We start from the raw sequence: 26,121 nt of genomic DNA, 5'->3' as shown, positions 1-26,121 counted from the left end.
CTGGAAAGTTTACATTTTTATTTATTAATTTCGATACTGCGAATAAACGATTTAAAAACCAGAATAATATATTTTTGTTCGATTAAAAAATTAAACACGGACTTAAATCGTTTAATCTTTATCTAATCCAATTGCGCACTGTATGAACCATTTTACTTATAAAATATTTGCTGTACTATTTTGTTTCCTGTCTCTGAACGTTGCAGCTCAGGATTACTCCGAGTCGTTCTGGTATTTTGGAAATAATTCCCAGTCCATTCAGTTTAGCAGAAATGCCAATAGAAATGCAATATCCATTGATAATCAGGCAACACCATTTGGATCTAACGGATCCGCAGTAGCAGCCAATGCCGTAGATGGACAATTACTCTTTTATACAGATGGCTCCATCATTTACGGTAAAAATCATACAGTAATTCCCGGAGGAGGCAATATAGGAGGAGATAATTCGCTCAGGCATCCTGTAGCCATAGTGCCCTCTAACAATACCAACGATGATTTATATTATGTATATTTTATCACGGCAGGAAGAAACCTTTCCTATGTAGCAGTAGATTTGTCACTTGGTGAATTTGGGGAAGTTACTTCCTCCGCTATTGGCACTGGGTTTAATAGCCTCTCACCCATGGTTAAGAGCTATAAAGCTGGTGAAAATTATTTCCTGCTTTTTCAAAGCACTACTTCCAATTCATTACAATTGGTTCAAGTGGAAAATGATGGCACTTTAACATCCGTTGCTGATCACACTTTCTCTCAGTCATTTGCTACAAAAAACCTCTCCATCAGGAACACTGCAAGTGATACTTTACAGCTAGCTTTAAGCTCAGAAAACATTGCAGGTAGCCCAAAAAATATTCTTTTACTGGAATTAAATACAGTAGATCCGGGAAATCCAATTTTTCAAAACGAACAAGTCATTTCCAATTCAGGAGCCATCAACCAGGAAATTACTGATTTGGAATGGTCTGTAGGAGGTCAAAACCTATATTACAGTAGAAATAATTCCACTGATAATACAGGCAGGATTTTCCAGTATAATCCTGACAGTGTAACCACAACTTCTATATTGAATAGAGAAGTTACAAGTGCCAATGCATTACAAAATGGTCCTGACGGCTTTCTCTATTTTCTATACAATAATGGTGCAGAGGATTTCCTGAGCAGAATCAGCAGGGCTGACTCAATACCAGATTCTTTACGAGTAGAATGGGATCTATTTAATGGAGCCTCTTTCGGGCAAGCTAATAATTTTCCCAGCATAGCGCCTCCGGCAGTTATCGATGGAGTGGTAAGTTTTGACTGGTATGATACGCGTCTCAATAATCCAATTTGTCAGAACAATCCCGTTTCCTTTTTTGCGGATTATAATGATATGGAGGATATAACTTCCATTAGCTGGGATTTTGGCAATGGCCAAACTTCAGATGCCATAAGCCCAAATGTGGTTTTTGAAGAAGAAGGTACATTCAACGTGATAATGACTATTAATTCAGGAGGAAATATTTTTATAGACTCTTCCCAAATTCAAATTCAGGCTTTTACTGCAGAGGTACAATTGCAGGATACTACTGTTTGTCAATTGCCCCTGGAAAATTATGGCCCCACACTTAGCGATGGTTCGGAACCGGATGATATAACATGGATCAATCCTGATCCGGAAAAATTTACCGTCAATGCAGATGGAACAGCCACTTTCCTGGAATCAGGCACATATTCTGCAGCTGTAACTGTTGGGGGCTGTACAGTGACTGCCACTTTCGTTTTAACCCTTTTTGAAGAAGAAAAACAAGTGGCCAACTTCTGGTATTTTGGTGATGGTGCAGGTATAGATTTCAATGGTGATGCCGGGCCACAGCCTGTAACTGACGGGAATATAGAAGCCGAAGAGGGTTGTGCTACAGTATCTGATGATAATGGAGAGTTATTATTCTATACCAATGGTGATGTAATTTGGGATTCAGAGCATAATGTAATGGCTAATGGCACCGGCTTAGGTGGTGATCCATTGGCTTCTCAGGGCGTAATAGCTGTTGCCCACGGAGCAGACCCATCCTTGTACTATATTTTTGTAAGTGAAGATGTATCCAGTGGAAGCAGTGCATTTTCCTATGCCCTGGTGGATATGAAACTGAACAATGGCTTAGGAGATGTTGTCTTAAAAAACAGAAGAATTTATACCAAAAATACTGAAAAAATAAGTGCTCAGGGAGTACAGAATACCAATGTGCTTACTCATGAACTAGGTAGCAACACCTATCGTTCCTTCCCGGTAAATGATAGAGGAATCAATGCCGCGGAATTTATATCAAAAGGCAGCACCTATTTATCCAATGAATCCGCAACAGGATATTTGAAATATGCTGCTGGTGGTGAAAAGGTAGCACAAGCGTATAATTCAGGTGGGGCTTTTATAGATTTCCTCAGGTCCGATAGTGTAGATCAGGATTGGGAAGCAGCTTTGATAGATATTAACTTTGGTGGGGAAGTTTACGGAATTGAATTTTCCCCCAGCACCAACCTACTGTATGCTACCTTGAGAAATGGAAGCAGTTCACAGCTTATTCAAATTCCGGTCAATGATGAATATAGCATAGAGGATATCCAAAACCCTGACAGCGTAACAGTAGCTGATTTGGATTTTGAGGCCGGGGCCATACAAACAGCTCCTAATGGTCAGCTGTATATCGCTGCCAACAATAGTGGCGATGTGTATACCATCGGCTCCCCCGATCAACGATTTTTACCCGCCAATGGTAATAATCTGGCAGGTACATTACAGCCATTTAACCTCGCTGGCAGAAACAGTAGATTAGGATTACCCAACTTCGTACAAAATTTGGCTACTCCATCACAAGAACCTTCTATTAATGTAATAGCCAATTGTACATCCGATCCAATTATTCTTGAAGGAAGTGGCAAAACCAATTTTGATGTATTTAATTGGACCATTACTCCTGTTGGAAGTACCTCAAGCGTTTATACCTCCAACCAACAAAATGACACGGTAGATGTAGAGTTGGATCCCGGCCAATATGAAGTGGCACTTAGAATTACCAATGAATGTGGCTATGATGAACTGTTGGTGGAAAATATTGAATTATTTGAAAGCCCTGATGTAAGCAATGTGATAAGTCCACGCACCTTTTGTGGGTCTTCTCTCACTTTAGGAGAAGAGATTGTGGATGAGGCCGGCCATACCTATTTATGGAGTACAGGAGAAACTACAAGAACCATTGATGTTACGGAAGAAGGAATTTATTCTGTGACTGTAACCAGTACTGCCGGCTGTACGGCCAATGCAGAAATATTTGTGGGTCCTCCTTATGAAATAAATATTGGAGGTGATCAAACTGTATGTCAGGATGAAACTTTAAGATTGGATGCAGGCGTGAATGCCAACAACTACCGATGGTTCGTGGATGATGTACAACAAAGTGCGACAGGACAAAATTTTGATGTAAACACTGCCACTCCGGGGGTTTTTATGGTGAGAGTAGAAGTTCCGGATCCATTAGACCCTGACTGTTTTGCAGAAGATGAAGTTGAAATTACTATAAATGAAACACCTACCATTAATGTGTTAAATACAACCAATGCCTCATGCGGAAATACAGATGGAAGCATTACAATTGAAGCCAATGGTGGATCGGGTGACTATGTGATCAGCTGGAACGGTCCAACCACGGTTGCAGATAATGAAACTACTGCCACAAATTTATCGGCAGGCAGCTATAATATCACTATTACCGATAACCTGACCAATTGTACAAGTACAGAAACGATAGCACTCTCGAATGAAGACTTTACAGTTACAGCCACGCAGGTTACTCCTTTCGACTGTGGGTTAAATGCTGTAAGAGTAGAACTTGCCAATAATTCAGGTACATTTTCGGCCGGGTTTGACTGGGAGATTTTTGATCAGGCTGGCACCTCCATAACTAGTGGCAATTCGCCTTCACAGCCATTTGATGTTCCGGGCTTGGAGGAAGGCAGCTACAGCATTGAAGTGATCGATTCTGACGGTGCGGGCTGCCTGGGAGTAGACGATTTTGAAATAGAATTACCCGATTCAACAAACTTCAATCCTGATGATCAAGTAGCGGGCTGTGGTACTAGCTATGATCTGGAAGCTTACCTTCAAAGTTTAAATTCCAATGCTACATTTACCATCACTCCCAACCCGGCTGATCGGAGTGCTGTTGCAGCAGGCACTTATACCGTAGAAGCAACCGAAGCCGGCTTTTGTCCTTCCAATGCTGATATAGTAGTAGAATTAAGCCAGGCTGCGGAACTTAGTGACATTGAAAATAACATCAATTGTAATGGAGGGAATGAACTAACTGCCATTTTAGATTCAGGCAATCCGGCTGACTATAGTTTTACATGGAGTAATGGGGCACAAGGACAAACAATTACAGTCAATCAAGCAGGGAATTACAGAGTGACTGCCTACCCGATAGGAAATATCAGTTGTGCAGATTCCTTGTCAATCGATGTGAATGAAATTTTCGAACCCCTGCAGGCCAGTTTAAATTCGGAAACTAATTGTGAAGATGGCTCTATTCTATTAATTGGTTCAGTCAGTGGCGCCAGCGGAAATTACTCCATTAGTTTAACAAATAGCGAAGGAACTAATATTCCTACAGTGGACGCCTCACAAACCAATCTGGAATGGAACATTGTAGAATCAGACACTTACACTCTCACAGTAACCAATCAGGGGCCTGGGGGATGTGATCCTGTAATAATAAGCAGAGATCTTAATGTACAGGAAACTTTTGCCCCTACGATTGAAGATACTTACTTCATTTGCTCTACAGGTTTAGAAAGTGAAAGATCTGTATTATTGGATCCCGGTTCTTTCGGTTCATACAGATGGACATTGCCGGATGGAAGTACTTCCACCAATAGGACTGTGTTGGCCACTCAACCAGGCATTTACGAGGTAATACTTACCGGAGCAGGTTGTGAATATAATATTTCCACCAGAGTGCTGGAAGATTGTAAACCTAAAGTATTTGCCCCAAACGCCATCAGGCCTAATGGCAACATAGCTGCTAACAGAACATTTAGCGTGTTTGCCAATGAATATGTGGGAGAATTCCAGATTATTATTTTTAATAGATGGGGAACTATTGTTTACCAATCAGGCAGCAAAGATTTTGAGTGGGATGCAACAGATCTTAGCGGAACTCCTGTGCCACAAGGTCTCTATGCATACATTATCAATTTCAGAAGTACAGAAACCAATGATGAAAGAAGGTACGAAAGAAGAGGCGGGGTAAATGTGTTGAGGTAATGGGGTAAAGCAATTTGGACATCCCCCTAAGCCTACCTCCAATGCTATTAAGTTAAGCTTTATTCAAACCTCAACCTTTTATCCTTCTCCGATGGGAGAAGGAAGCTTGTCTTAACTTAATAGCATTGAGTCCCCCTCAATGGGAATCGCCTTGATTTAACTTTTTATTTAGTAATTTGATTGATTACCCCTTCTTCAATTTTTTTGCCTTTAGATTGAGAAAGCAGTGTTAAAGTTTATTATTTTCATTTGTAAATTATTTGTTTCTTAATTGCCACAACTTGTACCGTCTTAGCTTTATGCCTCAAAGGATCCCTTCGGGAGAATTCGCAAATCCGAATATTCCTCTTCGGTTAATGTCTTCGGAAATCGTGCTTATTTCTACTGATTTAAATCTGTGAGACTATCCCCTTCGAGGGGATTATAGGGGTGTCACTTGGAAAGACAGCTTCATAGGCTCAAGCAAGTGACCAATAGAGCTAGTTATAGTAGAAAGAAGATTAAGGATAAAACTTGGCAAGTCAAAAGTTAACCTCAATTTAATGCAAAAACTTTAATTCCGAGATTTTCATATTGCCAGAACTTAAAAAAATGTACTATAGGTTTATTAAGGGTATATCGAAATTATTTTAATGATGGGCCGCTTTTAGAGAAAAAAGCACAACAGATTTCTGATTGAAAATTGTTGTGCTTTTGTAATTCAACAAAATTTAGATAAAGTAAAAATTAATCATCAATAGTCACTTGACTCCAGTTCTGACCTTTTCTAATTCTGTTCAGTTGAGTATGAGTAATCCCAAATTGCCTTGCTATCTGGCTGTATCGGGTTTTCTCATTTTTAAGCATCTTTTTGATGACTCTTACATCGGATTCCGTTAACTTATAACCCGTAATCCGTTTCTTGATTACCCTCGGATTTTTGTTATTATGATCAGCCAATTCCCTTTCAGAAACCCATTTAAGGTTACTAATGTGGTTATTTGCTTTATCATAATCCAGGTGAGTAACATAATGTTGACCATCATGTTCCTTTGGGATGTAAGCCTCGGCTACCAATCTGTGTACATAGTAACTCTGTGTGATTCGTTTATCAAATCTAACCATAATAGCTTGGTAGCCATTTACGTTAGAACCTTTGATAATTTTTCCAGTTTCGCGCGTAGAATAGCTTTTTACCCTGCCATAATTTGAAATCTCATATTTGGCATGAGGTAAATCGACATTAAATTCTATTTGCTTCCACTTTTCCAATTTTGGATCCATGTTATTCTTGTTTAGTTAGTGATTAAGGTTAAAGGTAAACAAAGATAATAAAAAAAATACCATGATTCTTAGATTATTCATAGTTATATTTTTTCGACCATAACGCCTGAAGCCTTTTTTTGAATTCCAATTCCCGTGCATTTCCTTGAGGCTCATAGAGTTTACGGCCTGAAATTTTATCAGGCAAAAATTCCTGTTGTACAAAATTTCCCGGAAAATCATGTGCATATTTATATCCTTTGCTATATCCTGAATCCTTCATCAATTTAGTAGGTGCATTTCGTAAATGTAGAGGCACAGACAAATCACCTGTATCACGAACCAGTTGGTTAGCAGACTTAATGGCTTTGTAAGAAGCATTGCTTTTAGGGGAACAGGCCAAATACACTGCACATTGAGAGAGTACAATTTCCGATTCCGGATAGCCAATCATGGTAACTGCCTGAAAGGTATTGGTGGCAATGACCAGAGCAGTGGGGTTGGCATTGCCTATATCTTCCGAAGCTGCAATCAACAATCTTCGTGCAATAAACTTTACATCTTCTCCCCCCGCAATCATTCGGGACAACCAGTATACTGCCGCATTCGGGTCACTGCCACGGATGGATTTTATAAAAGCTGAGATGATATCATAATGCTGCTCCCCTCCTTTATCATACATGGCCATCCTCTGCTGGGCAATTGCCCACACCTCGTCATTGGTAATACTTATTTTATCACTTTTATCATGGGCATCTGTTACCAACTCAAACAGATTGAGAAGTTTTCTGGCATCACCTCCTGAAAGGTTGAGCAAAGCTTCGTATTCCTTGATTTCAATAGATAGTTTTTTTAGCTTTTCATCTTTCTGCATAGCCGCTTCCAGCAAGCCCTTGAGTTCATCAATCTCCAATGCTTTTAAGGTGTATACCTGGCAACGGGACAATAAGGCAGAATTCACTTCAAAAGAAGGATTTTCTGTGGTGGCTCCTATTAAAGTGATTACCCCTTTTTCAACAGCACCCAACAAAGCATCCTGCTGGGATTTATTAAAACGATGGATCTCATCAATAAACAAAATAATCCTGCCTGTTCTGGAAGCTCGTTGAATTACTTCCCGAACATCTTTTACCCCGGCACTGATGGCGCTTAGCGTTTGAAAAGGAGCCTTCACCTGATTGGCGATAATATTTGCAATGGTGGTTTTCCCAACTCCCGGAGGTCCCCAAAATATCATAGAGGGAACCTTGCCTTGCGCAATGCTTAATCGCAAAACACCTTTCTCACCAATTAAATGTTGCTGCCCTACCAATTCACTTAAGGAAGTGGGGCGCATTCTTTCTGCCAGTGGTTGATCTTCTCCAAACATATTCTAGTTAACGTATCAATTTGAAATGCAATATGAGGATAATCTATTACTTTTGCCACATGAGAAAAACGTGGCAAATCCATGGCGCCCTTGCATTGGTCAGCCTTATTTATGGAGCCAATTATATCATTGCAAAGGGAGTGATGCCGGAATATATGAGCCCAAATGCCTTTATCTTATTCCGGGCTTCTTCTGCCACCCTGCTATTCTGGCTATTCCATTTTTTCACCTCCAAAGAAAAGGTGCAGAGTAAAAGAGACTACTGGAAATTTGCCCAATGTGCCGTATTTGGAGTGACGGCCAATCAACTGATTTTCTTCAATGGACTGAACCTTGGTAGCCCGGTAAACGCCAGTATTATTATGACAGTCAATCCTGTAATAGTATTACTGATTTCTGCATGGTTCTTAAAGGATAAGATTACCTCTAAAAAGATTATAGGTATTCTTCTCGGAGCTGTCGGAGTAATTCTGTTGATACTTAATAAGGAGGTAAGCCTCGACAATGATTCTTTCCTGGGAGATGTATTTATATTCCTGAATGCTACCTTCTACGCTATTTATTTGGTGATGGTAAGGCCATTGATGCAAAGATATGAACCCATTACAGTAGTGAAGTGGGTGTTTTTATTTGGAACTATTATGATTATTCCATTTGGGATTGTTCCGCTTGCAACAACAAGTTTCGAGAGTTTCAGTTCCGGGATCTGGTGGAGTGTGGTATATGTAGTTATTGGGACAACATTTCTGGCTTACTTGTTAAATGCTATGGCACTCAAACATGTGAGTTCAACCATTGTTGGATATTATATTTATCTACAACCTCTTTTTGCTACCGCTATCACCTTGGCACTTGGTCTTGAAAAATTTCAATGGGTAAAAGCTTTGTTTGCACTCATGATATTTTATGGTGTATATTTAGTAAGTCAAAAACCTAAAGAACGATGAAAAAATATACTACAGAAATTAAGTGGGCTTTCATTTTTATGTTAGTAACCTTTTTATGGATGCTTTTTGAGAAATTAATGGGGTGGCATGATGAGAATATCGAGCAACATGCAACCTACACCAACTTATATGCCATTCCCGCCACATTGGTATATGTATTTGCCCTTTGGGATAAACGTAAAAATGATTTATCCGGAAAAATGACCTGGAAACAAGGTTTTATCAGTGGGTTAATTATTAGTGTGATCATTGCAATTTTCACTCCCCTGACTACGCTTATCACCCATCAGTTCATTACACCTGATTATTTTGAGACAGTAAGTGATTATGCTGTCGTCTCTGAACAAATGACCCGTGAAGAAGCTGAAAGTTACTTTTCTTTGCAAAACTACATACTTCAAGGAGCCATTGTGGCCCTGCTGTATGGAGCAGTCACCTCTGCCATAGTCTCTATATTTTTGAGAAAAAAGTAGATCATTCACTACATTTTGGAGCCCGCTAAATGTCTTGCCAATGCTATTAAAAAAGATTGTGGGGACACAAAACGAGGCGGTAGTTAGCTTCCATCCTAGCTTGGGGTCAACCATCAGGCGTCTGACGGCTTATAGCCTTCTGACGCCAGATGTTACGGGAGGCGTCAGACGGTTTTGAACCGTCAGACGCCTGATTAGAACTACTCACCTATCCGTAGAGTTCCGCAGGGCTCTACGGATTTTCAATAATTGAGAGTCATTGACTCGGAATTTCTGTATAGCTTATCAAAGCACTATTTCAGCAATAAAATTCTACAAAAACCTCACAAAAGAATGAATGAGGAAACAAAAAAAGCATGCAAATACTTCTATAATTTAAATCCATAGTACAAACACACTCATTAATCGGATAAAATACAGGAAATAAAAGAATTATATAGCAATGTATATAACTTATTACCTATCTTACATAAATAACATTTGAAAACGAGAAATGTGAAATAATTAAAAGCAGTAAACCCACCAAATAAAATTTCTCCAAAAATGGAAAGGTTATTCTTGGGAAATTATTTCATTGCACTAAAAATATCATTTTTCTGTTTTCTATACAACGAATGTTATTGGTAAGCTTCTCCCCTGCCCCGGCTTATCATATACTCAGAAAGAACAGGGTTTTATAATTCAATCCAAAAGATATGAATGAATCTGATTTAAATAAAAGCTGTTACATTATTGCCATTGGAGCATCTTCCGGAGGAATGGAGGCCATCCATTCCCTTTTTGATAATACCCCGCTCGATGGCGTGTCCTATATAATCATACAGCATCTTTCCCCAACCCATAAAAGTTTTATGGCGGAATTACTGGAAAAACACAGTAAATTAAAAATATGTGAGGTAGAAAACGAAATGTATGTAAAACCTAATCAGGTATATCTGATGCCTAAAGGGAAAAACATGACCATTAGAAATAAAACTTTGTACTTAACAGACAGCAAAGCCAGGCCAACTAATACGGCTATTGATATTTTTTTAAACTCCCTGGCCGAAGATCAAACAGATAAAAGTATAGCTATAATCTTATCCGGTATGGGCAATGATGGAACCAGAGGAATAGCTGCTATTAAACAAAATGGAGGAATGGTCATAGTACAGGAACCATCTAGTGCTAAGTTTCCTGATATGCCTTTGAGCGCAATTGAATCAGGAAATGCCGATGCCATTCTACCGCCTAATTTAATCCCCGAAGAAATAATTTCCTATTTAAAGCGAGAGGAACTTAAATCTAATTTTTCGGATGAAATTTCTCAAGACAATGAAGATCAACTTTCCGAAATTCTTCATTTAATTAAGCAACATACACCTTTAGACTTCACTAATTATAAGCGGCCTACTATTATAAGACGAATAGTCATTAGGATGACTATTAATAAAATCAGTAGCCTTAAGGACTACATTGATTATATTCAAGAAAACACAGCGGAACTCGAGATTTTGGCTAATGATTTCCTTATTAGTGTAACAAAATTTTTCAGGGACAAAGAAGCTTTTGAGGTTTTAAAAGAAAAAGTAATTCCTGAAATCATCAAAAACAAACTCATGGTAGATACCCTCAAAATATGGGTAGTAGGATGTGCCACCGGTGAAGAAGCTTACTCGATCGCAATTTTAATAATGGAGCACCTTACAAAGTTGAAAAAAAACCTGGAAGTTAAAATTTTTGCCAGCGATATTGATAAAGGAGCCCTCGCTATTGCTTCAAAAGGTGTTTACAATGCTAACATTAAAAATGAGGTTTCTGAAAAATTATTGGGAAAGTATTTTATTAGAGAAGACAATAAGTATAGAGTAAGGGACAATATTAGAAAAATGATCATTTTTGCTGATCATGATATTGTAAAACAACCTCCTTATGGTAAAATTGACTTAATAAGTTGTAGAAATCTTTTGATTTATATTAATCCCATTTTACAGAAAAAAATTCTCTCCTCTTTGCATTTTTGCCTCAATCCGGAAGGATACTTATTTTTAGGGTCAAGTGAAAGTTTAGGGGATTTAAATAAATCCTTCACCACTGTAGATAAGAAATGGAAAATTTATAAAAGCATAGAAGTTCCTCGCCATAACAGAGATACTACTTACAGTACACCCGGATTAAATTTACCAAGTGTTGCGCAGTCCAATAATTTTGTCCCTAAAAAAAATATTCCCGAAAGTAATCTTACAGAAATAAACAATCATTCCATTCTGGAAGAATTGGGATTTGAGGCAGGTATATATGTAAATTCGGATTACTCGATTTTACAAACTTTTGGAAATTACGAGAAGTATCTATTGCCTAAACTTTTCAATTTCAATTTATTTGAAATGTTACCTGAAGAACTTTCTATTGCCACTTCTATTGCGCTCAAAAAAGCCATCAAGGATCAAAAGAAAACCAGTATGGATGAAGTGGTATTTACAAAAGATCAAGGCAAGCAGGTAATTGATTTAGTAGTTATACCCATCAAAAAGGCAAATGAAAAACAGGCTATTATGCTGGTATTATATAGCGACCATCATCAAGCGAAAAAAGCCAAAGAGAATAAAGAATATTTCGAATTGGATTTACATTCGCTTCACCACATCGATGATTTAAAGCATGAGCTAGCCACTGCCCAGGAAAAATTGAAAAATTCCTATAAAGCCTTGGATGAGTCTAATGACAACATAACCTCTTACAACGAGGAATTAATATCGAGCAATGAGGAATTGCAAAGCACCAATGAAGAGCTACAATCTGTCAATGAAGAGTTGCAGACAGTAAACAATGAATATCAGTTAAAAATCAAAGAATTAGCAGAGCTTAATGATGACTTAACCAACTTTTTTAAAGGTACAATTAACGGGCAACTTTATATTGACAAGGGTTTGATATTGCGCAAATTCACACCTCCTGCTACCAAGCAAATAAATCTTCTGAATAGTGATATTGGCAGACCATTAAGTGATATTTCTACAAAAATTAAGTTGCCAACACTTATTGACAACATACATATGGTCCTTCGCTCATCCATTTCAATAGAAAAAGAAATACAAACGCTTGATGGTCGTTGGTATCAAATGGTCATTACACCTTACTTTAAAGAACAAGAAAACATCAATGACGGTGTTATTGTTACTTTTAATGATATAACTGAATTAAAAAAAGTACAGCATAGGTTAGCTCGAATCAATGCAGATCATAATAATTTTATTTACTCAGCTTCTCACGATCTGAAAGGGCCGGTAGCTAATGTAAAAGGGCTGGTCTCTTATTTAACAGATCCCCGGAAAGCCGGAAATATCAGCCCTGAGGAAGTGCTGAATATGCTTCAAATTTCAATTACCAATCTTACAGAAACGATAGATGAGTTATCTGATATTGCTAAAATTGAAAGTGAAATTGAAAAAAGTGAACCGGTTAACTTAAAAGAACTGTTTGAAGAAGTCAGATTTAGTATTCAAGAGGAATTGACTAAATCAAAGGCTATAATAACCTGCGATTTTAAGGAGCCAATGGTATCATTTTCAAAGAAAAATTTAAGAAGTATACTATTAAATCTTTTAAGTAATGCTGTCAAGTATAAATCACCGGAAAGAGTACCTGAAATAAGAATTAGTACAGTGAGGGAAAATAACTTTGTGGTACTTTTAGTTGAAGACAATGGCATTGGAATGGAACCTTATAAAATTGAAGAAATATTTACGATTTTTAAACGTAAGCACAATCATATTGAAGGAACAGGAGTAGGATTGTATTTAGTGAAAAAAATCATTTCAAATGCTGAAGGCGACATTTTAGTAGAGAGCGAATTAGGTAAAGGTTCAACTTTTAAAGTGTATTTCAAAAATTGATGTACATTTTACGCTACACCAATACCTGAGGAAATTCATCAGAAAAGCCATCAGGTAAATGTTACCCCTGCTCTTTACTTGACTTAAAATGATATCTTAAACCATAGCTAAAACTGAGATAGGAGCCTTCGTGTACAACACTGCCTTTATACTCAGGCTCGTTTGCGTATTGGTAAGTAACATCCACCTGACATAATTTGGAAAAGCCCCTTACATAAGAAACATTGGTGTACATCTTAAACCGGCCATTAATTTGAAAATCAAAACCTGCTCCACCTTCTGCCACTGTATAATATTTCCCAACAGAGCTGTAATGAGTTTCTGTTGAGTAAATCACCTGTCCATTATTACTACTCCCTCCCAATCCTACTCCCGAATCCATGCTTACTCCTACATTGCCAGGATCTGTTACCCCCAGTTGTATACCCATGTTTCCGGTTACATATAACCAATCTCCTAATATGTTGATCCTCGCTCTGGAGCGTATAGGAACCTGGTAAAACAAGTCAGATTGATAGCTACCACTCAAAGTAAGGCTATAGCCATTTTTTACTGGTCTGGTTGCCACACCTGTCTCTAAACTGAAAATGGGGCTCAGTTGATAACCTACTAACAAACTTGTACCAGGAACATCTATCGTACGAAAATCAGGAGGTCCTAAGGCATCTCCTTCGTCAGAAATGAGATACAAATTCTGGATAAAATTAGCTTCTGCAGCTACATAAAATTTTGATTGGGCCTTAACGGCCACAGATGCCATACTTAAAAAGATAATTAATGGTAAAATCAGTTTCATTCTAAAGTTGGTTAGGTTTAGATAATTGTATAATTAAACTTTCATTCACAGATAAAATTGTAACTATGGATGGAGAAAACATATTACACCCCTGTATCATAAGTTTTCTCTTCATAAGTTTTTCAATACAGGGTTTATCATCATAAGATTAAAGGAGGATTTTATCTATAAAAGGGATTTAAGCCAACGGCTTAAATCAATAGATCCCCATCTGCATGGGAATGAAGTTCTAATAAAATTGGGAATGATAAAAAAACCAAAAAACCGATTATTTTAAAAAGAGACATCAATAGCTCAAATGATAGCCCTACTACCTACAAAGCCTGCAGATACCGTCATTCCCACGCACCTGTACGGATCGAAGCATCAGTAGGTGGGAATCTGACAAATGAAATGGAATTTCATTATTGAAGGATCTGATGGAGTAAATATATTTTAAACAAAAAAGCTACCCGGTTTCCCAAGTAGCTTTCATTTCAATTCTTATATCTATCTAAAATTTATCCTCTTAACTCCCGCACATCTCACAGTTATCAGGATCATCCAATGAACAGGCCATTTGGGCTTCTTTCAAAGCTCTCAAATCATCATCCGCTGAGGAATCCATATTGCTGTTAGTATTGGGCTTGGGTGCAGGTGTTGTATTCCTTGGCTCCGGCTTTACCTCTGTTTCCGGCTTTGGCTCACCTAACTGGGATTTATCAACCGTAAACTGAATAGCACTTGTGGCCGCTTTCGATCTTAGGTAATACATACCTGTTTTCAAACCTTTTTTCCATGCATAGAAATGCAATGATGTCAGCTTGGCAAAATTAGGATCCTGCAAGAATACATTCATACTCTGCGACTGGCAGATGAATGCTCCTCTGTCGGCTGCCATATCAATCACTGCTTTTTGAGAAATCTCCCAAACCGTTTTGTAAAGCTCTTTGATATGGGCAGGAATACCCTCAATATTCTGAACTGATCCATTTGCACCGATCAATTTGTTCTTCATATTGTCATTCCAGATACCTAGTTCAATCAAGTCACGCATTAAATGCTTGTTCACTATCACAAACTCACCTGAAAGTGTTCTTCTTGTGTAGATATTGGAAGTATAAGGTTCAAAGCATTCGTTATTCCCAAGAATTTGAGAAGTAGAAGCCGTTGGCATTGGTGCCAACAACAAGGAGTTACGTACACCATGTTTTTTCACTTCCTGCTTTAAAGCAGTCCAGTCCCATCTGTCACTTGGAGATACACCCCACATGTCAAACTGGAAGATTCCTTTGGAAACAGGAGATCCCTTATAAGTCTGGTAAGGGCCATCCACTGCTGCCAAATCTTTTGAAGCAGTCATAGCCGCAAAATACATGGTTTCAAAAATATCCTTGTTCAGCTTACGTGCTTCAGGGGAATCGAAAGGATAGCGCATTAAAATGAATGCATCTGCTAATCCTTGCACTCCCAGACCAATTGGTCTGTGTCGCATGTTGGAAGTTTCCGCTTCTTTTACCGGGTAATAATTAACATCAATTACTTTATTCAGGTTTTTAGTAGCTGTGTAAGTGATGTCATATAATTTATCATGATCGAAAACCGGATGACCTTTTTCATCCTGAGTAACAAACATAGGCAAAGCCAAAGAAGCCAGGTTACAAACCGCTACCTCATCTTTGGAAGTATACTCCATGATTTCAGTACACAGATTGGAAGATTTGATCGTGCCTAAATTCTTCTGGTTAGACTTCTTGTTCGCTGCATCTTTGTACAACATGTACGGAGTACCTGTCTCTATTTGCGACTCCAGTACTTCAAACCATAAATCCTGTGCTTTAACAGTTTTTCTACCTTTTCCTTCACGCTCATATTTTTCGTAAAGCTTCTCGAATTCCTCACCATAGCAATCTGCCAGGCCGGGAGCTTCATTCGGGCAGAACAATGTCCAGTCCGCATCAGCTTCTACCCTTTTCATGAATAAATCAGAAATCCACAAGGCGTAGAATAAATCTCTTGCGCGCATTTCTTCCTTACCATGGTTCTTTTTCAAATCAAGGAAAGCAAAGATATCCGCATGCCATGGCTCAAGATAGATAGCGAAACTACCTTTTCTTTTTCCACCACCCTGATCCACGTAACGGGCCGTCATGTCAAAGTTTCTCAACATTGGCACAATACCATTGGAAACACCACCGGTACCTTTAATGTATGAACCTGTAGCTCTTACATCATGAATGCTTAGACCGATACCGCCTGCAGACTGGGAAATCTTGGCAGTTTGTTTCAAGGTATCATAAATACCATCGATACTATCATCCTGAATGGTTAAAAGGAAGCAAGAGGACAGTTGTGGTTTAGGCGTACCTGCATTGAAAAGTGTAGGTGTAGCATGTGTAAACCATTTTTCAGACATCAAATTGTATGTTTTGATGGCTGCATCAATATCCTCACCATGGATACCAATAGATACACGCATCAACATATGCTGAGGGCGTTCCACAATTTTGGCATCTACTTTCATCAGGTATGATCTTTCCAGTGTTTTAAAACCGAAATAGTCATAGCCAAAGTCACGGTCATAAATAATGGCAGAATCCAGTTGAGCAGCATGCTTTTTTATGATACCATAAGTTTCTGTTGAAAGCAATGGTGCATTTTGTCCTGTTTTGGCATCCACATAAGTGTAAAGTCTTTTCATAGTGCTTGAAAAAGACTTACTGGTGTTTTTGTGCAAATTGGAAATGGCAATCCTTGCTGCCAGTTTAGCATAATCAGGGTGCTTCACAGTCATGGAAGCAGAAGTTTCTGCCGCCAGGTTATCTAATTCCTGAGTGCTTACACCATCATAAATACCATTAATCACTTTACGAGCCACATCAATCGGCTGGATATAGTTCAGATCCAGTCCGTAGCATAATTTCTCAATACGTGCGGTTATTTTATCAAATTTGACGGATTCCCTGCGTCCGTCTCTTTTTACTACTAGCATTTTTAATTGTAGGATTTAAGGTTCTTTAATATTTTCAATAGACTTTTTTCACCGGGTTTCCAGCGAAAACAAAACCCCTCGTATACTCATGAGGAGATCCCTGCTTCCACAGGGATGACGTGCCGGAATCTAAAAGTCCTCATCCAATGAGAACCTCGCCTGGTTATCATCGTCTTTTTTCATCACTCCTGCTTTCTGGTAATCTCCTACTCTTTTCTCAAAGAAGTTCGTTTTACCTTGCAGGGATATCATCTCCATAAAATCAAATGGATTGGTGGCATTATATAATTTAGGACAATCTAATTCAGTCAATAATCTGTCTGCCACAAACTCAATGTATTGACGCATTAAATCAGCATTCATGCCAATTAGGTTGACAGGCAATGAATCGGTTACAAATTCCTGCTCAATTCTTACTGCATCAGCAATAATGTCTATCACAGTTTGTTTAGGGAGCTGGTTTTTAAGGTGACTGTTATATAAAAGACAAGCGAAATCACAATGTAATCCTTCATCTCTTGAAATTAATTCGTTAGAGAAAGTCAAGCCAGGCATCAATCCTCTTTTCTTTAACCAGAAGATGGAGCAGAAACTTCCTGAGAAGAAAATACCTTCAACCGCTGCAAAGGCAATTAGTCTTTCTGCATAAGACCCTTCGTCAATCCAACGCAAAGCCCAATCTGCTTTTTTCTTTACGCAATCCATTGTATCAATGGCATTGAAAAGCATACTCTTTTCTTTATTGTCTTTTACGTAAGTGTCTATTAAAAGAGAATAAGTTTCAGAGTGTACATTTTCCATGGCTATCTGGAAACCGTAGAAAAATTTAGCTTCAGTATATTGTACCTCTGCTACAAAGTTTTCTGCCAGGTTTTCATTTACTATACCATCACTGGCTGCGAAGAAAGCCAACACATGCTTAATAAAGTATCTTTCATTGTCGCTTAAGTTATCCCAGTCCTTCTGGTCCTGGCTTAAGTCAATTTCCTCGGCAGTCCAAAAACTAGCTTCGGCCTTTTTGTAATATTCCCAAATGTCGGCATGTTGTATAGGAAATAATACAAAGCGGTCTTTGTTTTCCTTTAAGATAGGTTCGTCCAAATGTTCTATTACATCACTCATTTTCTAATAATTTATGTTTTGAAAAAATATCACGAGAAAATAAGGAGTAAATGGTGTTAATTATTTCTGTATAAAGTAGATACAAAAAGTTACGAACTGTAAAGCCAAAAATTTTCCCCTTATTTTGTCTTTCGTCTCTACAAATATTGGCAATGAAGTTGATAAATCAAAGGGTAAAAAGTTACAGACACAAGCATGTGGATAAGTCCTTAAATAACTGTATTACTGATATTTAAGTTCATTTATTTCAATTATACTTATGCCTATTTAGTAGCTATGAGAGGATAGTAAAAATATTAAAAAGTTTTCCACAAGTACAAGCGAAAATATTAGCTTAAAATGAGTAAAACAGAGAAATATTACACGCTTATTTATTATATAAAAGCCTCTCTTTCAGATCTTCCGGCATGTATTCTATGTGGGGTTCATGTTGATTAAGGAAAAAGTTCACAGGTCCATAGTAAGTATTGCCTGTTACGGGATCTTCAAATTTCCTGTAGATTCCTTTCTTCATTTTGTTGGACAAGGCAGCTGAAACAGAGCTCCTTACCTTTGACTTATTCAGTTCCGGTTCCTTTTCCATTATAAATTCCACTACTTCCATCGTTTTGACCAATTTCCGCCTAAAATCAATAAAATAGGCGATTTTTTTGGTCCATGGCCATTGATCATGGTAAGTATTAGTCTTTTGGTGCATAAGGTTTTGTTCTTCATTTTCCTGAAAAAGTGGTAAATTAAGGAGCGAATCCAAATGCACATCAATCTCATTGATCTCTGCTTTAAATTGATTAATTTTCAGCTGTAAAGTCTGCTTTTTCTCTTTTAAAGCTTTCACATACAGATCGGTGTATTTTTCAGGTATATTCAGTTTCATAAGCAATGGATTCAATGGAATGAAATATAAGCAAAGTAAAGTAAAAGAAGCAAGACAAGCAAGCAGATCAAGCGAATATCATCTCAAAAAGCCTGATAAAACCAGATATATGCTTTATCCGCTTTACTTTTAATAAAAATGAAGCAAGAATAGAATCGCTGTTGCAATGTGCAGAAGTACAAAACAGGAATTTACACTGTATAAAACCAATTAGTTTTGCAACTATTAATTTAATTCCTATCTTTGCATTCCTTTTGGGGAATTTTATAAATAATTAATCATTATTTCATGTACGCAATAGTAGACATAGCCGGAAAGCAGTTCAAAGTAACACAAGACCAGTTCGTTTACGCTCCATTAATGGAGGGTGAAGATGGCGCTTCCGTAGAGTTCGACAAAGTATTGTTATTAGACAATGACGGGAAAGTCGAAGTAGGTGCACCTTTAGTAAAAGGAGCCAAAGTATCAGGGAAAATCCTTGGACATGTAAAAGGCGATAAAGTAATCGTTTTCAAAAAGAAAAGAAGAAAAGGTTACAAGAAGAGAAACGGACATCGTCAGGATTTCACAAAAGTATTAATCGAAAAAATTTCAAACTAAGATAAACCATGGCACATAAAAAAGGAGCCGGTAGTTCCAAGAACGGAAGAGAGTCGGAAAGTAAGAGATTAGGTGTGAAAATATATGGTGGACAAGCTGCTATAGCGGGCAATATCATTGTTCGTCAGCGCGGAACCGCTCATCACCCGGGAGAGAATGTAGGTATTGGCAAAGACCATACACTATTTGCTTTAACAAATGGTGTAGTAACTTTCAAAAAAGGAAGAAAAGACAGATCTTACGTATCTGTTGAGCCAGTTAATTAATTCAGGTAGTAATTACTTGTGAAAAGGCCTGTAGCATTCAATTGCTACAGGCCTTTTTTTTTGCACCTCTCTCCTCTTCTTTGGAGGTTTTCATTTAAAGAAAGGGTTTTGTATAAAACAAATAAACAATAGAAAGTTTTATATTTAATAGAATATTCCTTATAATAGATTGAATTTTACTCTATCTACAATCTAAAAAAACTGAAACTATGGAAACTCAAATTCAGAAAAACACCACACCATTATCTACAAAGGATTGGTTAATCACGCTGATTATTACAGCTATTCCTTTAATAGGATTCATCATGCTACTTGTTTGGGCATTCAGCTCAGATACCAATGTTAATAAAGCTAATTGGGCAAAAGCCGCTTTATTACTAATGGTTATTTTCTTCGTTCTAGGTATACTGTTTAGCCTGGTATTCGGAGTAGGAATGTTCGCTTTATTAAATGGAAATGTTAATTAAATAGCGCCTGCTTAAACTAATAAAAAAGCCGTGGCAAATCAAATACCACGGCTTTTCTTTATCAAAAATCCAAATTGTTGATTGGAATAAGTTTCTTTATTTCAAATATCTATCCAAATAATTAATATAGTTATTCATCAAAAGCAAATAGCTTGGGTAGTTATAAGCCACACCATGCGCACCCGGAGGGAATATCTTTAAATCATGGTCTTTCCCGTTATCTATTAAAGCTTTCACTAATTGAAAAGTATTTTGAACATGCACATTTTCATCCATTGTACTATGTGCAATGAATATATGCCCTTCCAGGTTTTTAGCATAGGTAGTAGATGAAGAATTGATATAACCTTCCTCATTATCCTCATTCAAACCCATATAGCGTTCTGCATAAATACTATCATACAATCTCCAATCGGTAACAGGTGCGCCAACTAATGCCACTTCAAACACATCAGGATGATTCAGAATAGCAAAGCTGGACATATACCCTCCATAACTGTGGCCTCTTATACCAATCTTATCAGCATCTACATAACCTAATTCGGCCATATGTTTGGCTGCGTCAGCAAAATCCTCTCCTTCGGCATGTCCAAGGTTCTTATAGACTATCTTTTCGAATTCACGGCCGTAGCCTCCTCCACCCCTGTTGTTCACTTGAATTACTACATAACCATTATGTGCTAAATACTGGTGCCATGCACTCACACTCCATTGGTTATAGACAGATTGTGCACCAGGCCCGCCATATACATCAATTACCATAGGATACTTCTCTTTAGCATCAAAACCAACAGGTTTATAAATGGAGATATCAATTTTATCACCACTTCTGTTAGTGAATTGTGACAACTCAGGCTTTACAAAATGAACACCGGACAAAGCTTCGTTCACTGATTGATTCTCTTCCAGAGTTTTTACTAATTTACCGGGAGCATTTCTTAACTCCACTTTTGGAGGCGTATTTACATTAGAAAATCTATCAATATAATAGGTTGCTTCAGGGGACATATCAATATTATGTCTACCTTCCAATTCAGTCAGTTTCTTCTTGCCCTTACCATTGAAATTCACTACATATAACTGTCTTTCCAAAGGAGAGTCCTCTGTAGAACTGTAATATATCTTCTTTTTCTTGCTATCGACTGCATGAACAAATACTACTTCGTAGTCTCCACTTGTTACCTGGTTAAGTAATTTGCCATTGTAATCGTAACGATATAAATGTGCATAGCCCCCCTTGTCTGTTATCCAGAAAAACTCTTTGGTGTCTTTAGGGAAGAAAGCATAATGCATAATACCAGCAAAGAAATCGAATACATCAATCCATGCATCGGAAGTTTCCTCAAAGATCATATCGGCTTTACCTGAATTGGCATCTGTCATATAAATCCTCATTTCTGTTTGTGCCCTGTTCATTTGCATTACTGCCAACTTTGCTTTCTCAGCAGTCCAGTAAATTCTAGGGATATAGCCATCATTCAGAGGCACATTCATCCACTCCTTAGAATTTTTCGCTACATTAATTACCCCAATTTTTACGGTAGGATTTTTATCTCCCACTTGTGGATAAGGTAATTTCACCCATTCCTTATGAGTGCCCTCATAATCTGTCATTTGAAAGATTGGTACCTCACGCTCATCTGATTGCCAGAAAGCAATGTATTCGCTGTCATGAGACCACTCCCAGGCTTGAGCCAAACCAAATTCCTCTTCATACGCCCAGCCAAATCGACCATTATAAAAACCATCTTCCGCATCATCAGTCAATTGAGTTTCCTTTCTATCGGCCAAATCAAAAATGAAAAGGTTACCTCCTCTTTCATAGCCTACTTTTTTTCCATTAGGAGATAATTCAGCCGTTTGTGCATCTTTAGCTACTAAATCCAAAGTTTTGTCTGCGATGGAGTAATAGTAATAATCTGAGATTCCGGACCTGCGCCACACCGGACGAAAGTTGACCTGAAACAATAAATACTGGGAATCATCTGACCACTGAAAAGACACATAGTTAAAAGCCTCCTCAGAATTGGGAATTGTTAAACCTTCAGTACTAAAAACCAGTTTCTCCTCATTTGTTTTAGGATTAAAAGTTTTTATTAATTGGGCTCCCTCTTCATTTCGTTCGGTAAATGAATAAGCCTGCCCATCATTGATCCAGTTCACATTACCGGGCCCGCTGTCACCATTCAATGGCCTCAAGCCGACCATGGCTTCCTGAAAAGAAGAAAAAGTTTGTTTCTCCTGAGCAAAGCCAGAATAACTTATTAATAATAGCAAGAATAGAATCTGCCATCTACGGATATTTTGCATATTTTTGAGATTTATATGATTTGATAAATTGAGAGGGAAGTTAAGAAAAGATTGGAAATTTCTATCTGATTTATTGATAAATGGTGCCAGGTGTTGATGTGTTTGGGTGAAGAGGTGTAGAAGTTGGCAGATTGTGTGGTAGTTCCCTTTCAACCACTACACAGTCTGAGTGGGCCACAAACCTTTATATTTATGACTTCACCCTGCAATTTTTTAAACAAAATGCTGTATTAGTGCTTATTTTCCTTTCATTCTTTTTACCTCAAAATTAAAAAAGTCTTCAAGTCGATTAGTTCCGTATGGGTTTGCAATATTATCCAATGCCATTGCTGTTAAAAAGAATTCAATCGGTCCATAAGTTTTTGAAGATGTAAATGTTCTCAAAAACCAAATCGTAAATCTCCTTGTCCAATCGGGAAGATGAATAATTTTTTCAGGTTTTTGCCATGCCTTCAGTGCTAGTTTGGCCAATTCATTTTGAGTTAAAATATCAACTCCTCCTACTGATTCTTCTTTAACGCCCATAATTATCTTATCAACGCATACTTTTGCCAAATCCTCACCGTGAATTGGGTTTAATTTTAATTTTCCATCTCCGAACAAAAACACCCGACCAGTTTTTGCCATATTTAGAAAATCTTTCATATCAGAAAAGAATCCATTTGGACGTAAAACACAATAATGAATCCCTGAATTTTTCAATTCATCAACAAATTTTTCTTTTGCTTGAAATATTTTGAGGTGCCTCAGTTTATCTCCGTTTATTGCAGAAATATATTGAAATGCTTCAACTCTATCTTTTAACGCCTCTTTTAATAAATTTGAATTTCCTTGGTAGTCAACATCCATATAAGTCATTCCATCCTTTTGCCTGGTAATACCAATAGAAGAAAAAACCCAATCAATATTATTTGTTATACCCTTTATAGAATTTGGTTCTGTTATTTGACCTATGAAAACATCGTCAATATTTTTAAATTTATCTTTTTGAGTTTTTTTCCTAATCAAAACTCTTACCCAGAAACCTCTGCTTTTTAGTTCCCTTACCAGGTATTGCCCTAGATATCCAGTTGCTCCTGCTACTAAAACTCTCATTGTATTCATCTTTTTAATACAAACTTAGAGGTTCTGTATCTACATTTCCCTTGACGATCGTCAAGATTTTTTTTTATTGAATACTCGAGTTTTTATTCTACTCAAAGTTTCAGGAGAGACACCTAAAAACGATGCAATATATTGCTGTGGAACACGCTGGAATAGTTCTCCTTGCGTATTTAATAAATCAATATAACGTTCTTCTGCTGATTTTGTCACAAACGAGGCAATTACCTTTTGACTAGTTATTAATTCATTTTCTGTTGCGATTCTGGCAATTACTTCAAATTTGGGAACTTCTTTTAATAAAGTTTCGATTTTTGATTTTCTAAAAACAAAGATTTCTGTTTGTTCAACTGCCTGATAATTTTCAATTGCCGGGATATTGAAAGTATAGCTCTCTCCAGCACATATAAATTGTCCTTCCGTGTAAAAGAAAGCTGTTTTATCGCTACCATCCACATTATAAAAAAGCCTTACACACCCTTTTGTCACAAAATAGATTTCGGTAGATATTTTTCCTTCAGTGAAAATTATCTCATTCTTTTGATAGGTAATTTTTTCTACAGCATTTTGAAGCAATAGAATTTCATGTTCACTAAGTGGTGAATACACTTTTATATTTTCTATTAATCTATCCATGCTTGGAATTTTGCACCTAACTATATTTGCATTAGCTACAACAGCTTAGTGTGTTACATTCTTTTCCTATTTTACACTCATTTATGCAAACCTATTTCAGAATAAACTACGACACATTACCACCTAATCACTTTAGCACTTAAGAACCTCTGCTGACGGATTTAATCAGAACAATGAAAACTGTGACAGTTGATCGATAAAGTGGGGAATTACACCCGGCCATACTGCTATAGTAAATACAATGCCAAATGCAGCTCCATATAAATGGGCATCATGATTGATATTATCCGACATTCTCTTTCCCTGATAATAAGAATAAAGGATATAAATAGCTCCGAATATAAAGCCCGGCAGGCACAATAATCCATATAAACACAACTCATTCAAAGGATTGAATAAAATACTGCTGAAAACAACGGCCGAAACAGCTCCTGAAGCCCCTAAAGCATTGTAGTGTGGACTGTGTTTGTATTTCACCACAGTTGAAAGATCAGAAACTACAATTCCTACTATATACATTATAATATAAAGCAGTGTACCATATTCTGATAGGTTATTAAAATACGCCTCCACAATTCCCCCAAAGAAAAACAGTGTGAGCATATTAAAAATTAAGTGAACATAGTCCGCATGAAGAAAGCCGGAAGTCACTAAACGGTAATATTGGTTATTATGTACTATCTGATAGGGGTTCATCAGCAGTGCCTTTTGTTTTTCAGGATTGCTCCAGGCCCAAATAGATATAATGGAAGTGACGATTATAATTATTAATGTAGTACTCATTTTAATGTTCTCTTTTGATCAGATAGTGAAAAAAATCAGACAATAATTGCTTCTGCTTTTCATTGCCTTTTATGGATTCCAGATTGGCAAAGCCTTTTTGAAAATATTCATCCATTTTCGCTTCTGATAATTCTTTTATTTTCAAATTTTGATAAATACATTTTACAGCTTCTACTTTTTCTGATTTATCGAATTCAGTTTTTGAAAGCCATTGATCAAGTAATTCTTTATCCTCACCTTTTGCCAGTTCTTTAGCTTTTATCAACAAGTAGGTTTTTTTATTGGAAATAATATCCCCTCCAACTTGTTTGCCAAATTTGGACTGGTCAGCATATACATCCAATAAATCATCCATCAATTGAAAGCCAATGCCTATATTCACTCCCATTTGATAGAGCTTCTCCACATCCTCTTTATCAGCATCGGCTAAGATAGCACCAAATTCCAGGCTGAAGCCCAACAGAACAGCAGTTTTTTGCGAAATCATACTGATATACTCTTCTTCGCTAACTATGTCCCGCTTTTCAAAATTCATATCATGCTGCTGACCCTCACAAACTTCTGCAGCACAACGATTAAATTTCCTTAATACCACTGGCAGTTTTTCAGGCGGACAAAAATTTAATATTTGCTCATAAGCACGTACCAACATCACATCACCGGAAAGAATGGCTACCGGAGCATTCCACTTTTCATGCACTGTTACCTGCCCTCTTCGAAGCGGGGCTTCATCCATAATGTCATCATGCATTAAGGTGAAATTATGGAATATTTCAACCGCCAAAGAAGCATCTATGGTTTGATCATCGGCTGATTTATATAATTGATAAGCTAATACAGATAGCAATGGCCTCATTCTTTTTCCTCCTAAAGCCATAATGTATGCGATGGGATCATATAATTCAGCAGGACTTTCACCATAAGAAAGTTGGTCTATACGCAAGTTAATGTTTTGTATTATCTGTTGGATATTTTTATTCATACTTTCAA

18 protein-coding genes are annotated in these 26,121 nt (G+C 37.4%); 7 read left to right on the top strand and 11 right to left on the bottom strand.

Annotation, left to right across the window (positions count from 1 at the left end; genetic code table 11):
* Nucleotides 1–142: 142 nt before the first annotated feature.
* Nucleotides 143–5,299 (top strand): PKD domain-containing protein, encoded by a 5,157-nt coding sequence (locus tag JKA74_RS00550; RefSeq protein ID WP_201429200.1) that lies wholly within the window; start codon nucleotides 143–145, stop codon nucleotides 5,297–5,299.
* Between the two features lie 726 nt (nucleotides 5,300–6,025).
* Here JKA74_RS00550 and JKA74_RS00545 read toward each other — a convergent pair.
* Complete coding sequence (locus JKA74_RS00545) at nucleotides 6,026–6,562, bottom strand: HNH endonuclease (RefSeq protein ID WP_201429199.1); 537 nt, start codon at nucleotides 6,560–6,562, stop codon at nucleotides 6,026–6,028.
* 73 nt (nucleotides 6,563–6,635) lie between these two features.
* On the bottom strand, nucleotides 6,636–7,910 hold the full coding sequence (locus JKA74_RS00540) for a replication-associated recombination protein A (RefSeq protein ID WP_201429198.1): 1,275 nt from the start codon (nucleotides 7,908–7,910) through the stop codon (nucleotides 6,636–6,638).
* Nucleotides 7,911–7,969: 59 nt separating this feature from the next.
* Between JKA74_RS00540 and JKA74_RS00535 the strand changes: the two genes are divergently transcribed.
* The 3 genes from JKA74_RS00535 (at nucleotide 7,970) to JKA74_RS00525 (ending at nucleotide 13,205) form a co-directional block, all read left to right on the top strand.
* A complete protein-coding gene (locus JKA74_RS00535) occupies nucleotides 7,970–8,857 on the top strand; it encodes a DMT family transporter (protein ID WP_201429197.1) in 888 nt (295 codons plus the stop codon).
* Nucleotides 8,854–9,330, top strand: a complete 477-nt coding sequence (locus tag JKA74_RS00530; protein WP_201429196.1) for a DUF4199 domain-containing protein — start codon at nucleotides 8,854–8,856, stop codon at nucleotides 9,328–9,330. The genes JKA74_RS00535 and JKA74_RS00530 overlap by 4 nt, the downstream gene beginning before the upstream one ends.
* A 695-nt stretch (nucleotides 9,331–10,025) precedes the next feature.
* Entirely contained in the window at nucleotides 10,026–13,205 is a 3,180-nt protein-coding gene (locus JKA74_RS00525; RefSeq protein WP_201429195.1) for a CheR family methyltransferase, read from the top strand.
* A gap of 61 nt (nucleotides 13,206–13,266) precedes the next feature.
* On the opposite strand, the gene JKA74_RS00520 is transcribed toward JKA74_RS00525, so the two are convergent.
* From JKA74_RS00520 to JKA74_RS00505, 4 genes are all read right to left on the bottom strand, one after another.
* The gene (locus tag JKA74_RS00520; protein WP_201429194.1) at nucleotides 13,267–14,001 is read right to left on the bottom strand and encodes a hypothetical protein; all 735 of its coding nucleotides are present in this window, start codon (nucleotides 13,999–14,001) and stop codon (nucleotides 13,267–13,269) included.
* A gap of 508 nt (nucleotides 14,002–14,509) precedes the next feature.
* On the bottom strand, nucleotides 14,510–16,972 hold the full coding sequence (locus JKA74_RS00515; RefSeq protein ID WP_201429193.1) for a ribonucleoside-diphosphate reductase subunit alpha: 2,463 nt from the start codon (nucleotides 16,970–16,972) through the stop codon (nucleotides 14,510–14,512).
* Between the two features lie 129 nt (nucleotides 16,973–17,101).
* Nucleotides 17,102–18,094, bottom strand: a complete 993-nt coding sequence (locus tag JKA74_RS00510; protein WP_201429192.1) for a ribonucleoside-diphosphate reductase small subunit — start codon at nucleotides 18,092–18,094, stop codon at nucleotides 17,102–17,104.
* 367 nt (nucleotides 18,095–18,461) lie between these two features.
* Nucleotides 18,462–18,968: a hypothetical protein gene (locus tag JKA74_RS00505; RefSeq protein WP_201429191.1), complete on the bottom strand. Its 507-nt coding sequence runs from the start codon at nucleotides 18,966–18,968 to the stop codon at nucleotides 18,462–18,464.
* A 288-nt stretch (nucleotides 18,969–19,256) separates the two neighbouring features.
* Here JKA74_RS00505 and rplU point away from each other — a divergent pair, with 288 nt between their 5' ends.
* From rplU to JKA74_RS00490, 3 genes are all read left to right on the top strand, one after another.
* Entirely contained in the window at nucleotides 19,257–19,568 is a 312-nt protein-coding gene (gene rplU / locus JKA74_RS00500) for a 50S ribosomal protein L21 (protein ID WP_201429190.1), read from the top strand.
* A gap of 8 nt (nucleotides 19,569–19,576) precedes the next feature.
* The gene (gene rpmA / locus JKA74_RS00495) at nucleotides 19,577–19,834 is read left to right on the top strand and encodes a 50S ribosomal protein L27 (protein WP_201429189.1); all 258 of its coding nucleotides are present in this window, start codon (nucleotides 19,577–19,579) and stop codon (nucleotides 19,832–19,834) included.
* Between the two features lie 209 nt (nucleotides 19,835–20,043).
* Nucleotides 20,044–20,301: a hypothetical protein gene (locus JKA74_RS00490; RefSeq protein WP_201429188.1), complete on the top strand. Its 258-nt coding sequence runs from the start codon at nucleotides 20,044–20,046 to the stop codon at nucleotides 20,299–20,301.
* Between the two features lie 96 nt (nucleotides 20,302–20,397).
* Here the strand turns inward: JKA74_RS00490 and JKA74_RS00485 are convergent, their stop codons facing one another.
* From JKA74_RS00485 to JKA74_RS00465, 5 genes are all read right to left on the bottom strand, one after another.
* Complete coding sequence (locus JKA74_RS00485) at nucleotides 20,398–22,611, bottom strand: S9 family peptidase (RefSeq protein ID WP_201429187.1); 2,214 nt, start codon at nucleotides 22,609–22,611, stop codon at nucleotides 20,398–20,400.
* A gap of 237 nt (nucleotides 22,612–22,848) precedes the next feature.
* Entirely contained in the window at nucleotides 22,849–23,706 is an 858-nt protein-coding gene (locus JKA74_RS00480; RefSeq protein WP_236587467.1) for an SDR family oxidoreductase, read from the bottom strand.
* A gap of 60 nt (nucleotides 23,707–23,766) precedes the next feature.
* Entirely contained in the window at nucleotides 23,767–24,348 is a 582-nt protein-coding gene (locus JKA74_RS00475; RefSeq protein ID WP_201429185.1) for a Crp/Fnr family transcriptional regulator, read from the bottom strand.
* A gap of 165 nt (nucleotides 24,349–24,513) precedes the next feature.
* Nucleotides 24,514–25,131: a rhomboid family intramembrane serine protease gene (locus JKA74_RS00470; RefSeq protein ID WP_201429184.1), complete on the bottom strand. Its 618-nt coding sequence runs from the start codon at nucleotides 25,129–25,131 to the stop codon at nucleotides 24,514–24,516.
* Nucleotide 25,132: 1 nt separating this feature from the next.
* Entirely contained in the window at nucleotides 25,133–26,113 is a 981-nt protein-coding gene (locus JKA74_RS00465; RefSeq protein ID WP_201429183.1) for a polyprenyl synthetase family protein, read from the bottom strand.
* Between the last annotated feature and the right edge of the window lie 8 nt (nucleotides 26,114–26,121).

This window comes from Marivirga aurantiaca (genome assembly GCF_016679925.1).
In the GTDB taxonomy this organism is placed as follows: domain Bacteria; phylum Bacteroidota; class Bacteroidia; order Cytophagales; family Cyclobacteriaceae; genus Marivirga; species Marivirga aurantiaca.
Note: the sequence above shows the minus strand (reverse complement) of the source record. Positions and strands in the feature narration are given on the sequence as shown.